The 12,925-nt window shown below is 46.6% G+C and carries 16 protein-coding genes; 15 read left to right on the forward strand and 1 reads right to left on the reverse strand.

The features are described from left to right. Nucleotide 1 precedes the first annotated feature (1 nt). Genes ACTQ52_RS02550 through ACTQ52_RS02560 form a run of 3 tightly spaced genes read left to right on the forward strand, consistent with a single transcriptional unit; the run spans nucleotide 2 to nucleotide 1,905 of the window. The gene (locus tag ACTQ52_RS02550) at nucleotides 2-1,300 is read left to right on the forward strand and encodes a hypothetical protein (RefSeq protein WP_441981702.1); all 1,299 of its coding nucleotides are present in this window, start codon (nucleotides 2-4) and stop codon (nucleotides 1,298-1,300) included. 12 nt (nucleotides 1,301-1,312) lie between these two features. Further along, on the forward strand, nucleotides 1,313-1,639 hold the full coding sequence (locus ACTQ52_RS02555) for a hypothetical protein (RefSeq protein WP_441981703.1): 327 nt from the start codon (nucleotides 1,313-1,315) through the stop codon (nucleotides 1,637-1,639). Further along, nucleotides 1,639-1,905, forward strand: a complete 267-nt coding sequence (locus ACTQ52_RS02560) for a phage holin family protein (protein WP_441981735.1) — start codon at nucleotides 1,639-1,641, stop codon at nucleotides 1,903-1,905. Before ACTQ52_RS02555 ends, ACTQ52_RS02560 begins: the two co-directional genes overlap by 1 nt. A gap of 1 nt (nucleotide 1,906) precedes the next feature. Here ACTQ52_RS02560 and ACTQ52_RS02565 read toward each other — a convergent pair whose 3' ends face one another. Next, the gene (locus ACTQ52_RS02565) at nucleotides 1,907-2,095 is read right to left on the reverse strand and encodes a hypothetical protein (RefSeq protein WP_441981704.1); all 189 of its coding nucleotides are present in this window, start codon (nucleotides 2,093-2,095) and stop codon (nucleotides 1,907-1,909) included. Nucleotides 2,096-2,236: 141 nt separating this feature from the next. Here ACTQ52_RS02565 and ACTQ52_RS02570 point away from each other — a divergent pair, with 141 nt between their 5' ends. From ACTQ52_RS02570 to tnpB, 12 genes are all read left to right on the forward strand, one after another. Next, nucleotides 2,237-3,055, forward strand: coding sequence for a CHAP domain-containing protein (locus tag ACTQ52_RS02570; RefSeq protein WP_441981705.1), 819 nt, complete (start codon nucleotides 2,237-2,239; stop codon nucleotides 3,053-3,055). 170 nt (nucleotides 3,056-3,225) lie between these two features. Continuing rightward, nucleotides 3,226-3,693: an RNA polymerase subunit sigma-70 gene (locus ACTQ52_RS02575; RefSeq protein WP_441981706.1), complete on the forward strand. Its 468-nt coding sequence runs from the start codon at nucleotides 3,226-3,228 to the stop codon at nucleotides 3,691-3,693. Next, the gene (locus ACTQ52_RS02580; protein ID WP_441981707.1) at nucleotides 3,694-4,497 is read left to right on the forward strand and encodes a hypothetical protein; all 804 of its coding nucleotides are present in this window, start codon (nucleotides 3,694-3,696) and stop codon (nucleotides 4,495-4,497) included. A 10-nt stretch (nucleotides 4,498-4,507) separates the two neighbouring features. Further along, a complete protein-coding gene (locus tag ACTQ52_RS02585) occupies nucleotides 4,508-5,980 on the forward strand; it encodes a recombinase family protein (RefSeq protein WP_441981736.1) in 1,473 nt (490 codons plus the stop codon). Further along, entirely contained in the window at nucleotides 5,928-7,292 is a 1,365-nt protein-coding gene (locus ACTQ52_RS02590) for a recombinase family protein (RefSeq protein WP_441981708.1), read from the forward strand. Before ACTQ52_RS02585 ends, ACTQ52_RS02590 begins: the two co-directional genes overlap by 53 nt. 1,715 nt (nucleotides 7,293-9,007) lie before the next feature. Then, entirely contained in the window at nucleotides 9,008-9,355 is a 348-nt protein-coding gene (locus tag ACTQ52_RS02595) for a hypothetical protein (protein WP_441981709.1), read from the forward strand. 466 nt (nucleotides 9,356-9,821) lie between these two features. Next, nucleotides 9,822-10,259 carry a hypothetical protein gene (locus ACTQ52_RS02600; protein ID WP_441981710.1) on the forward strand — a complete coding sequence of 146 codons (438 nt, stop codon included), beginning with the start codon at nucleotides 9,822-9,824 and terminating at the stop codon, nucleotides 10,257-10,259. A gap of 36 nt (nucleotides 10,260-10,295) precedes the next feature. Next, nucleotides 10,296-10,838, forward strand: coding sequence for a pilin (locus ACTQ52_RS02605; protein ID WP_441954866.1), 543 nt, complete (start codon nucleotides 10,296-10,298; stop codon nucleotides 10,836-10,838). 24 nt (nucleotides 10,839-10,862) lie between these two features. Further along, the gene (locus ACTQ52_RS02610; RefSeq protein WP_441981711.1) at nucleotides 10,863-11,465 is read left to right on the forward strand and encodes a type II secretion system protein; all 603 of its coding nucleotides are present in this window, start codon (nucleotides 10,863-10,865) and stop codon (nucleotides 11,463-11,465) included. A 25-nt stretch (nucleotides 11,466-11,490) separates the two neighbouring features. Next, nucleotides 11,491-12,024 (forward strand): type IV pilin protein, encoded by a 534-nt coding sequence (locus tag ACTQ52_RS02615; protein WP_441981737.1) that lies wholly within the window; start codon nucleotides 11,491-11,493, stop codon nucleotides 12,022-12,024. Nucleotides 12,025-12,148: 124 nt separating this feature from the next. Next, nucleotides 12,149-12,496, forward strand: a complete 348-nt coding sequence (tnpA, locus tag ACTQ52_RS02620; RefSeq protein WP_441981712.1) for an IS66 family insertion sequence element accessory protein TnpA — start codon at nucleotides 12,149-12,151, stop codon at nucleotides 12,494-12,496. After that, nucleotides 12,489-12,839 (forward strand): IS66 family insertion sequence element accessory protein TnpB, encoded by a 351-nt coding sequence (gene tnpB, locus ACTQ52_RS02625; protein WP_441981713.1) that lies wholly within the window; start codon nucleotides 12,489-12,491, stop codon nucleotides 12,837-12,839. Before tnpA ends, tnpB begins: the two co-directional genes overlap by 8 nt. Nucleotides 12,840-12,925 lie beyond the last annotated feature (86 nt).

Here is a 12,925-nt window from a genome sequence, read left to right on the forward strand (position 1 = left end):
GATGATTAAAGGAAAGTTACAGATTGAGTTAAAGGATGAGAAGACAGGACGCATCGAGCGGCATGAAGAAGAGAACATGGTGACGAATGCGGTCGCAAATCTTCTCGGTCTTGGAGCGATTTCTTGTTTTTACACGAATATGCTTAAGGAACTTATACCCATTTCGCAAAAGGCTCTCGGTGGTATCTTTCTCTTTGATGGGGCGCTTGAAGAAGACGCAGACAACACGCATTTCCCTATGGACGTACATCTTACAGGGTGTGCCGGAAGAGTGGCAAATGGAAGTTCGAAGCTGATTGGTTCTTTTAATGCTGCAGAAAGTGGCAGAACAGATACCGGGTATACGAGTGTATGGGATTTCTCAACTTCTCAGGCGAACGGCACAATCGCAGCGCTTTCGCTTACGAATTATAAGTGCGGTGAGAATCCATTTCACAATACGGTTTATATGGAGAGCTCTATCTCATTGAGTAAATCCTACATTACCATTGGAAACGATCCAGTGAAGGGAATAGGATATTTTTATTATGAAGGAAAAATCTATGAGAAGAGGATTTTCTCAAATATCATCCGTGTAAATTCTCCGGATTTCGGAGAGGAAAAGGTTGTATTTGATTTTGAGTTTACGAATCCATCCTACAGCTATTGGGCTGTGTTTAATGGGTACGACGGTTATATATACGCGGTTTATTGCCGGGGCAATTCTGATCCGAAAGATACGACCGTACGTGTACGGCGAGTGAAAATATCGGATTACTCTTTTGCGGAAGAGAGTGAGCTGGTTTTCACGTTGGAAAAGATTACTTGTCCAAGCACAGGCCCTTATAATTTTTATCTGGAAACCAGGTATGCTGTTTCAAAGGGGTATCTTTATATAGGCTCCTATGATTATAAGACACTCTATAAGGTTAATCTCTCAAATACGGCGGATGTGAAGGCATTAACGTTTGATGACGCCAGAGTAACCTATATATATCCGAAGTATAATGGCGGAGTGTACGCACGCTTTGAATGGGATGGATTATCTACGACTGGATCAAAAACAACATTTTACTCTCCGGGATGGATTTATCCGGATGACAAATATCGGTATAAAGAAGACTACACGCAGGGTATGAACAGTACTTATTATTATACGGCACTTGAAGGAGAGAAACTAAATATCTTTCCTACACAGTCGAACACACTGTTTTATGCATACACGCGTAATTACCTCGGCACGATCTGTAACCTTAGTTCTCCGGTCGTGAAAACGAGCGCGCAGTCGATGAAGATTACGTATACGCTAACAGACGTCTAAGGAGGTGATGAGATGATTGACTTTATCATTCGCTACTGGGTGCAGGAGCTCTTCACGCTAATCCTCATGTGTCTCACATGGATCGTGAAAACGCTCCGCATTAAGAAAACAGAATATGATGTTCTCCGAGAGGGTATCCTCGCTTTGCTGCATGACCGTTTGTACCAGGCATGCAGCTTTTATATTAAGTCGGGATGCTGTTCCGTAGAGGATCGCAATAATCTCGAGTACCTCTATAAACCCTATAAGGCACTCGGTGGAAACGGGACGGGAGAGTCCCTCTATAAGAAATGTATTGACCTGCCGCTTTCGGCAGAAGTGAAGGAGGAAACAAAATGATGGATTTAGGAGTAGCAAGCGTAGCAGCAATTACGATGATCGCGTACCTTATCGGAGAAGCCTGCAAGGCTGCAGAGAAGGTGCCAGATAAGTGGATTCCGGTGATCTGCGGAACGGTCGGCGCCGTCTTTGGTGTGATCGGACTTAAGACTATGCCAGACTTCCCCGCCGGCGATTTCGTAAACGCGATCGCAGTTGGTATCGTCTCTGGATTTGCGGCGACCGGTATCAACCAGGTCGTGAAGCAGCTTTCGAAGGACGAGTAAATTAGTAGATCGGCCCAATCCGCTCATCATAATTATTGAAGAATCCTGGGTCAAAACGTTCGAGTGCATCCTCGAGCGCGTCACGGTCTTTGATGGTATCGAGGGTGCATTTTTTACTTTTTGCCCAGCAGGCAATTAATGACAGCGCATGGTTTCGGCCGTCAAGGTAACCAATATCGTAATCACTCATAGTAGCTCCTTTCTATAGGAGCATACGACGGAAGGTTCACATAGTCCATTCGCTATACGGCATAGAAATGTAGCTATTGGATATAGTTTATGCTCTTCGCACTGGTAAAAAGGTGCGGGGAGCTTTTTATTTGGAGGAATTATGGGAAGAACAGCAAATGGCCTCATTGAGGCAATGAGAAGTTTTCTCGGGTTTTCCGAGTACAACCGGCAATATAAGCAGATCATCGATATCTACAATAGCCATCCGCCGCTCGCTCGTGGCTACAGGGTACAGTATACAGACGAGTGGTGTGATACCACCGTCTCTGCCGCTGCGATCAAGGCGCACATGACGGACCTCATCGGTACCGAGTGCGGATGCGAAGAGCACGTAAAGATTTTTAAGAAGAAGGGCATCTGGATCGAGGATGGCACAGTCCGGCCGAAGCCAGGATACATTGCGGTCTATAGCTGGAAGAAGGCGACCCAGCCGAATGATGCCTATGCAACCCACATCGGTGTCGTCGAGTACGTCCAGGGCTCTACCTTTACCGTCATTGAGGGTAACAAGGAAAACAAGGTGACGAGAAGAACCATCCCGATCGGCTGGGGCTACATCCGTGGTTTTGCAGCTCCGAAGTATGAAGAGGAGGAGACTCCGAAGAAGTCCATCGAAGAGGTGGCGCGGGAGGTGCTGAACGGCCTCTGGGGTAATGGCACCGACCGAAGAACCCGGCTTACGAAGGAAGGCTACGACTATAAGGTGGTCCAGCAGAAGGTAAATGAGCTTTCTGGAAAGACAAGGTTCTTTGTCGGGGATCGCGTAAAGGTCGTGCGGGCCGTAGGCTATGATGGCGTACCGTTTAAGAAATGGCACAGCACATATACGATCTTAGCGCTGAAAGGCGACCGCGCAGTGATCGGCGTAGGCGAAACCGTGACGGCAGCAGTCAACGTAAATGACCTAAAGAAAGCGTGATTTTATGCTCACAGGATATCTCATCGGTGTCCTGTGAGCTTTTTATTTTCTCAGTAACGCATTATCAAAACACGGGATAAAGAACTTGCTAATACTGCTCCTTAGAGTGATAGATAGACTACCAAAAAAGCAAGGGATTTAAACACCACATTTCAATATAGGAGAGCAACATGACAGAACTTGAAAGAACGCAGATTAGAAAATTACGCGAGCATGGGATGGGGCATCGGACCATTGCGAAATACACCGGGCTCCAGCTTAGCACGGTCCGCTATCAGGCAAACAAGGTGGAGATACCGGGGGATGCTGCAGATGGGGATCTCCTTGAAAAGATCATGAAGAAAGAGGCCTGCGCCTTCTGCGGAGAACCAATCAAATCATCTTGGACCGGAAGGAAGAGACGCTTCTGCTCGGACGAGTGTAGACGAAGCTACTGGCTTCTTCATGATAAGGAAATAAAGCGTAGTGCATCCGCAACCTATACAAAGATTTGCCCGTATTGCGGAAAGACCTTTACGGTCTATGGTGCAAGGAAGCGTAAGTATTGCTGCCATGACCATTATGTACGCTATTACTACGGATTAGATGAGACGTTCCCGCTTGGGAAGGATGGAAGAGTAGAAAAGGAGGCGAGCTAAATGCTCATTAAGACGAGTCTTCGAAACAGAGAAGTGTTGATTGATTTCTTAGTGAATGAGACCGGCGAAAAGCCAAAGTACTTGGGCGCGCCAGGTTTCAAATATGAGATTGGTCCTTACACGGTGACGAGAAACGGGGACCTTCAGCTTGAAGGATCAGCGGATCAGGAGTTCCTTGATCACATGAGGGACAGCGGCTTCATGGAAAAGGGCGAAGAGGAGGGCATTAAGGTTTCCTTCTTGACGAATGATGTGACGGCACGAATGAATCTTATTTCCCTCATGGCGTCGAAGCTTTCACTCATAAATAAGGCGATCGGGGAGAAGAATGCGTTCATCATTCGGAAGGGATTTCAGAAGAAGCTAAAGTCCATGAATCCAGGCGATCTCGATGCTTTCCGAAGCGCACTTGTTTCCCTGGATGTTTCGAGGAACCTTCGGGGACTCGTATTTTACGATGACAAGGTGGTCTTCACAGGGTTCCCGAAGAACGTGTCCGAACTCGAGATGGAGGCATACAAGCAGCTTGCAGAATGCCTCGTCCGGAAGAGCGAGAAGATGAGATGGGTGAAGCAGACAGCGACGCAGGAAGTTGAAAATGAGAAGTTCACCTTTCGCTGCTTCCTCGTTCAGATCGGGATGATCGGGGACGAGTACGATACGACGAGAAAACTTCTGATCGCAAACCTTGATGGCGATGGATGCGCGTACAAGAACCCGGAAAAGTTAGAGGCATTTTATGAAAAGCGAAAAGCCTTAGAAGCAAAACGAAAGGAGGATGAGTGTGACTTCTTCATCTTGTAATGAGAATGTAATGGTCATTCCGCGGAAGGTGGATAGCGGCGAGACCAGATTAAAGGCGGCCGTCTACTGCCGCGTATCCACGAAGAGCGGAAACCAGGAGGATTCCCTCGAGAATCAGATCGAGTATTACGAAGACACAGTTGGAAATGATCCACGGTACGAGCTCATAGAGATTTACCATGATTTCGGAATCTCCGGATTTAAGGAGTCGAGACCAGGATTTCAGAGGATGATGGAAGATGCCCGGAATGGGCGCTTTCAGATCATCATCACAAAATCAATCACACGACTTGCGAGAAACACAAAGATCGTTCTCGATGCAGCGAGAGAACTGAAGAGCTTAGGCATCGGGATTTACTTTGAACTTCAGAACATTAACACATTGTCGGAAGGGGGAGAGCTTCTTATGACACTATATGCAGCATTTGGACAGGCGGAAAGTGAAGCAAACAGAGTAGGCACGAAGATGACAGTAAGGCGCCGTGCTGAGAGTGGCGTCCCGATGAAACAGCTTCACCGGGTATACGGATACTCAATGAACGAGAATGGAGAGGTGGTGCCGGATAAAAATGCGCCGGTGGTGCTCATGATCTACGAGATGGCCGCGGATGGATTCAACGTAGGAGAAATCAAGAACTACTTAAATAGCGAAGGAATCAAAACACAGAATGATGCCGTGTTCTACCGGCAGACCGTCACCCGAATCTTAAAGAATGAAGAGTATAAAGGTGACTTCGTTCAGATGAAGCACTACATTGATGAACATAGAAGGCTGAGAGAGAACAAGGGCGAAGTAGATAGGTACTATTTTGAGAATGACCACCTTCCGATAGTGACGAATGACCTTTGGGAAAAAGCTCAGCGGGCCTTAAATGTCCGGGCGAAAAAAGTAAAAGAGGACTGGAAACCCTCGAATAGGTATGCCTATAAGGATCACCTATTCTGCGCACAGTGCGGACGGAGATTAGAGCACATTTACACGAATGGAAAGAATAGCTGGAAGTGCTCGGGAAAGCTCAGATTTTCTGATACCTTTTGCTCTGGCATAATTATTCCGGATGAAGAGTTAAAAGCATGGAAACCGATTGACGGAGATATTTATATTTCTTCGAAAACGGATCGTGGCCGGGTGGTCGAGTACAACTATGAAAAGAAGGAAGAGTGGGAGAAAACGCATGAAGGAAAGGTGCATGCAAAGATGGTGCCAGAGTTAAATGAAGAGAACTATCCATATAAGGATCGAATCTTCTGCAAGTACTGCGGTGCAAAGCTTCGGCGCATTATGTCAGGCACCGGCCGCGTTTGGTGGATTTGTAACACGATGAGTCGAAATGGGAAGGAAGCCTGCCCTGGTATCCGGATACCGGACGAGAAGCTTGCACCATTACGAGACACGGATAAGACAGTCTACATCGGAAAGGAGATCATCAATGGTAAGGAATGTTACGGTTATTCCCGCAAGCCAGACAAGAGAGAAGCGTGATGCGGAAACAAAGAAGATCCGAGTGGCGGCCTACTGCCGTGTATCCACTGAGCATGAAGAGCAGATTGGATCATTTCAGAATCAGGTGAAATACTACACGGAGCTTATCGAAAATAAGAAAGACTGGGAGTGTGCCGGCATCTTTGCAGACGAAGGAATCTCCGGCACCCGGGTAAAGAAGCGTACTGGTTTCCAAGCTATGATCAAGGCCTGCCAGGATGGGAAAGTCGACCGTGTGATCACGAAATCAATCAGCCGATTTGCGAGAAATACGGCAGATTGCCTTCGGTACTCACGAGAGCTTAAGAACCTTGGGATCGGGATCTTCTTCGAGAAGGAGCAGATCGATACGATGGCGGCATCCGGAGAGCTTCTCTTCACGATCCTTTCAAGCCTCGCGCAGGAGGAATCGAGAAATATTTCAGAAAACACGGCCTGGGGAATTCGGTCAAGATTCAAGCAGGGAAAGTGCCTTCTTAATACAGAACATTTCATGGGCTATGATAAGGATGAGAACGGAAAGCTCATCATCAATAAGGAGCAGGCCGAAGTGGTGAAGCGGATCTATAAAGAGTTCTTAGAGGGATGGAGCCTGCAGGAAATTCGGAATCATTTGATGGATGATGAAATCCCAGGAGCCAGTGATAAGGTGGCCTGGGTAGGACGCACGATCAAGGGGATGCTACAGAATGAAAAATACAAAGGTGACCTCTTAATGCAGAAGTCCTACACGGTCGATTTCTTAAACAAGATACGCGCAGACAATGAAGGAACCCTCGATCAGTATTATGTGAAGAATGCACATGAGGCGATCATCTCTGAAGAGGACTGGGAAGCCGTCCAGTTAGAGCTAAAGAGGCGTGACGAGTTTAGAGAGCAGCATGGCATCCAGAGGGGATGCACCTGTAAAGGCACCGCGTTTGGTGGAAGAGTCTTCTGTGGGAAATGCGGTACACGGTTTATACGCCGGCACTGGTTAGGTAATAAGTATCCATTCTGGTCCTGCGCAGCAGACGGGTGCGAGATGGAGAACGTAAGAGAAGAGGACCTTCGGCAAGCGTTTGTCATCACATGGAACACACTGGTTACAAATAGAAGCGAGTGCATGAAGAAATGGGAGCGGATGAAAAAGAGCGAGAATGCGCTCGAACGAGTTCGCGGAAAGCAGATGATTGAGCTTACCGCGGAAGGGCCCCTCGAGTTTGAGATTCCAGAGCTCACGCGGATGGTGCTTGAGGAGATCATCGTCCGGGATAAGAAAACCTTCACAGTGAAGCTCCTTGATGGAACAGAACAGAATATAAGTTTGTAATATGGGCCCGCAGCGACGCGGGCCTTATTATTTTGCCTATTGAAACTGATAGGCACGAAGAGTACAATAATTATTGTAGTAGTCTTTGTTAGCTGGCAGAATAGTAAATTGCTCTTCAGTATAGTGAATCCCTTTTGTCCAAGTTCTTCTCTGTAATTGTCGAGTTCTTTATCATCCCAGCCGAGTTCAAAGCATTGTTCTAAATAGTTATCATAACTAAAGGCAGTCTCCGAAAGGAGGCTGTTTTTAGTTGAAGTAGAAATCTAGCATGAAGGCATAATAAAAGCGTGGACGTTTTCACCTCCCGCTCCGTGCCATCGAAAAACGATGGGTCATCAGGAATCCATCCACACTTTATGCGAAAGGTATATTCGAATTTTAGGATTCTGTCAATAGGTAAAATGAGATGCAGATCAAGTAGCCAATACCCAGAGGGCGATGACCTGTACGTCCGAAACGAGCTTAATCCTACATCTCACTATATATTTTAAAACATTTATAGAATGATGCAATAAAAAAGAGAGGCTTACTGTTTTCCTCAAAGAGCCCTTCTCCTCCGTATCTTAGGAGATACGGTGTAAGGACCAGCAAGTCATCTCTTACCAAGAAGATTAATCTAAATAAAGAAAGTTGTCAAACAAAAAAGGAGCCCCGATTACGAATTTTGCATCATCAGAAATATATGTGATGACACGCACGTAGGGGTCGGCCGGCTCCTTTTTCTAGTATTAGTCATATCACGGCCTGAGAAATGCTGTTAAGAACATTCGTGGTGATTCCTGATGAGTAATCATATTCACCACAATTCAAGCAAAGTTACTGCTCACTCGTAATTCCAGACGTTGGTGAGAGCGTTGAAATCTATAACGCCCCGTCCTTCGGTTACGGCGGCTACTGACTCCGGATTACGACTTCGACGCCCATAAGTCCCTCGTGCAAATGCAGCCGGGCGATGCGTCTGTCTCCTACGCGGACAGCACCGCTCTCTAAAGGGACTACGGCTTCCGCACGGAAATCAACATCCGTCAGAGCCTCCGCGCCTTCGCCAATGGTATAAAACTTTCTATATGTCATGATGCATTGGAGCCCGGCGGTATCGCCGGGCACTGGTTTACCAGTTTATGAGGTCTACCCACCAACTGTTTTCTGATAATTTTTATAAAGTTCACAGAGTGTTTGGACTTGATGGAGAAACTTATGAAACAAAAAAAGCAGGATGCTGAAAACGGCGAGGCGGTGCACAAAGTCACCGAGGCTACACCAATCAGGCCTGCTGAGAACCAGACAGAGAGCGGTCACTCCGGTCCAGCACCGGAGGCCCCTACCCCATCAGGTTCTATAGATAGTATAACATAGAGTGAAAAGTCTGAACAGTTAAATGCGAAGGTTTCTTCGACTGTGTATTTCTCGGGGTTACTGTTCAAACGTAGTTGAGTTAAAACGTGGCTCGTCCGCCGAGCCATGAGTGAACAGCAATAAAGCAAAAAAAGCCCAGGTAAACGATTTTCCAATACAGCGACCGTATGTGGACGGGTAACTTGCAGATATTCGGATTGAATTCAGGTGCGGACTACATTGAATCAAAAAATACCCATTGTATGATTGTCAAACCACGTAGCGGTGAACAAACGTTTTGCTATACAATCAAATGATAAATTTGAATTTCTTCATATATATAATATAACAGCTTTGGCACTCACAAGAGGGTGCCGGGCGTGCTGGTGGCAATCTCGATTCCGATCTTCACATCGCAGCTGAAGAAGGCAAGACTGGCTACAAACCAGGCTAATGCTCGTGCTGCTTATGCTGCAGCAACAGCGGCCTATCTGGAAGACGATACAAAATTTGGTGGCACATACACTGTAGCTTCTGGTACCTTTAACGCAGATAAGACAACCGCTGGTACAGGAACTGCAAATATTGATATCTCCAGCTGGGGTGTTGATGATACTGCTGGTACTGGCGGAGTAGTATTAGGTACTACAGTTGCAGATGAGTGGGAAGTCACATTGAATTCTTCAGGTTCTATGGTGGGACTTGTAGGAAACGGAAACGCAAAGTAACAATCGCAAATCGATGTTAAATTTAGCCCTTCGGAGTGATCTGGAGGGTTTCTTCATATCATAAGCTATTACGCGCGCCTGTCCATGCCCTCTGTGCCTACCTACACATTTGCGCGTAAATAGCCTGTTTTCCACAGATTTATGAACCTACGCGCATAATTCAAATTATTCCGCGCAATGGTTGAAGGTCAACTTCTTGACGTTCATCTATCTCTGGTCAGATCTTCCGCGAGAGCCTACACATTTGCGCGTAAATAGCCTATTTTCCACGGATTTATGAACCTGTGCGCGAATTGATTGCACAATAAGTCATTTTTCTGAACTGATTTTATTGACCGGTCTGTTTGACTGGGATTAAGGTAGTACTATGGGGATGCAAGAACGAGACTGGTACCAGCGAGACCAGAGGCAAAAAGAATATAGGACAGCTGGGCTGAAGTACCGGAACTCCCTCGGCTGGCATTACATGCTGAACGGACATGACTTCGGCCCATGTGACAAGGACAACATCTGCCGGTTGATGCGGGAGCATACGCTTAATGACAGCACCTTGGTGAAACAGGGATCGGGGTCTTGGACGCCGATCTCCAAGCTTCGAAAGGAGTTTCCGGAAGGCGGGTATATTTACTCGTCGAATAAGGCTGGAAAGAATTCGTCCGGTAAGAAATTCCCACTTAGTGTCTTTGGCTGTGTTCTTGCGATCGTATCGCTCATTGTCGGAGTGAAGGTGCATTATGATGTCGGCGGCATTATTTTTGGCATTGTGCTCAGCCTGTTAATGACGACAATTATCAAGGCGCAATGGAGAAAGAAAAGATCCTTCACAGCGGGAGCGTTGATTGCTGCAGTTGTACTGGTTATATATGGAGCATATCTTGGAGTGCTCATATCTGAGATGATTTGATTTTCTTGTCAACCAAAATGGAGGAGGTGATCGCAGGTGAAGAGAAAACAGAATAAAGGCTTCACACTGGCGGAGCTCCTTATCGTGGTTGCCATCATAGCTGTGCTTGTTGCCATCAGCATTCCGATCTTCAGCAAGCAGCTAAAGAAGGCGAGATTTGCAACTAATCAGGCAAATGCAAGAGCAGCTGTTTCCGCTTCAGTACAGTATTACTATGAAGCAGACGATAGTGAACTAGAGAAGGTAAGAAATGAGAAAATTATGGATGGCCGCATCTACCTGTTGTATGACTGTAAAACAGGGAAGATCGAAGACCTCGGCTATTCAAAGAGTGACCCAACTGCAATAAAGGGTGTTACATACAGACATAGTGCCGGTGGGATCCTTTCGGAAGAGCTATATAAGTATCATAGTGATGGTGGAAAGCGTAAACCTAGATTTAAACAGATATCTGAGTGGACTGTGGATGATGATCTCGAATATGGATCGACCTTCCTCTCAGATCGTGTCTATCCGTTCTGGGTCTGCTACATCGAGGCAGATGGCAGTTGTTCCGCAATCTTTGTGTGTTGGAATTGATTGAGCAAGAGGGGGATGTTTCAAGTGAAGGGCGAACAGAATAAACAGAATAGAAAAGGCTTCACCCTCGCGGAACTCCTCATCGTGGTCGCCATTATTACTGTGCTCGTGGCCATCAGTATTCCGATCTTCAGCAAGCAGCTGGAGAAGAGCAGACGAGCAGTAGATGTTGATAATTGCCGTACGCTTCGTTCTGCATTGGCGACATCGATGATTGACGGTACCATTCAAATAATGGATCCAAGAACAGCGATTGTCTTGATGCTCTATAACTACCAGAAGTCAACAAGTGGTAACAGAGTGGGCTTGTCTCCTTATCTCGATGGTGGCGTTTACCAGCTAAGCGCCAGTAACAACGGCTTACAAGCTGCTGATCGAACAAAAGTCAGCATCAATGGTTCAACAAATAAGATGGATATTGGCACGATGTGGAAAGCGGTTGCAAAACAGGCAGGGTTTGACATGAGCGCACTTAAGGAGATGCAGAAGAAAGTTAATAATTCATTCTGCGGCGTCATTATCTTCAGCAGTGGAGCAAGTTATTACATTGAGGGTACAGATATAAAAAATCCTACATTTTACAGCTGGGATGATATAAATATGCCGTTGAGTACGATTACTCCGTGAAACATAAGGAAGGAGACGAACACTGATAAACAAGAATAGAAAAGGCTTCACCCTTGCAGAACTCCTTATCGTGGTCGCCATTATTGCTGTACTCGTAGCCATCAGCATTCCGATCTTCACCTCTCAGATGGAAAAGAGCAGGGAAGCAGTCGATCTTGCAAACCTCAGGCCCGCTTATGCAGCGGGATGTTATAAGCTGATGGATACTGACTTTGATTCAAAATCTAAGGATCAGACTTATATCTATGATCCGACTGATGGGAAACTGTTGACTTTTGCGGAGGCAAACAAGGTAACGAACAGCAATGCGCTCTTATGTGGTAAAGGGACTTCAATAGATGGGAGTGAAGATAATACCCAATCAATAACATGGAGTGGGACGGAATACACGGATTATAATAAAATTCCAAAGCCGGATCCCGGCCAGAAAGATAATTTTTATTCAGCCGGAAGCAAAGGAATGCTTTACGACCCGAAAGAAGATGTAAAGGGGAAGGCAATTGCTGTATTCATCTATCCAAGTAGCAATTCGGTTATAGCCTATTTTTATTGCGGTTGAATAGAAACATGATGGTAAATGGTAGATCCCCGGTGCCTTTCCGCTGTAACAGAATTCTGAGACAATACTGTAAACTTTAGTCCGCTGTATTCGAGTTTACAGCAGACTGTCACGGAGGAATGGCATGAAGGGGATAACACCACAGGAGCGTCTGGAAAAATGGAATGCGGCCATCTGTGCGCAGAAAGCCAGCGGACTTACCATAAAAGAATGGTGTGAACAGAACGGGATCAATTCGAACACCTACTATTATTATCTCCGGAGAATCCGCGATGCCATGCTGGAATCTTCCGGTCCCAGACTGGTGGAAATGGAATTCCCTGCGGCTGATCTTCCTGCCGGGAAGCCTGCCGCACAGAATAGCTTCCTCCCACAGATTACCATTACCCTGCGGGACTGCGTGATCAGCATCGGTGAGACTGCTCCCCCGGAACTGATTTCTTCTGTTCTGGAGGCGGTGCGTCATGCTTAAGGAAACCGACTGCTTCCAACACATCTATATCCGGACTGGTTACACCGATCTCCGGCTTGGAATCGACGGACTGGCCGCTGTCATCCGGGAAGATCTGGGACGGAATCCGTTCGAGGAAAACACACTGTACCTGTTCTGCGGGAGACGGACCGACCGGATCAAAGGCCTTGTCTATGAGGGCGACGGGTTTCTTCTTCTCTACAAGAGGATCGCGATCGGACATTTCCAGTGGCCGCGCCATGAGGAGGAAGCCAGAGAGCTCTCGAAGGAGACACTTTCCCTTCTTCTGGAGGGCTTTTCCGTCGAAAAAACGATCCGGAAATTCACACCGGACCGGCTCTGAAGAGAAGCTGTCCACATCCGGAAAGCGGTCTGTCCACAAGTTTCCGAAATCCCGAAAAACCGCTTGAAATCAGTGCTTCTGCCATA

The sequence above is a fragment of the Oribacterium sp. Sow4_G1_1 genome (genome assembly GCF_052116105.1).
Lineage (GTDB): Bacteria > Bacillota > Clostridia > Lachnospirales > Lachnospiraceae > Oribacterium.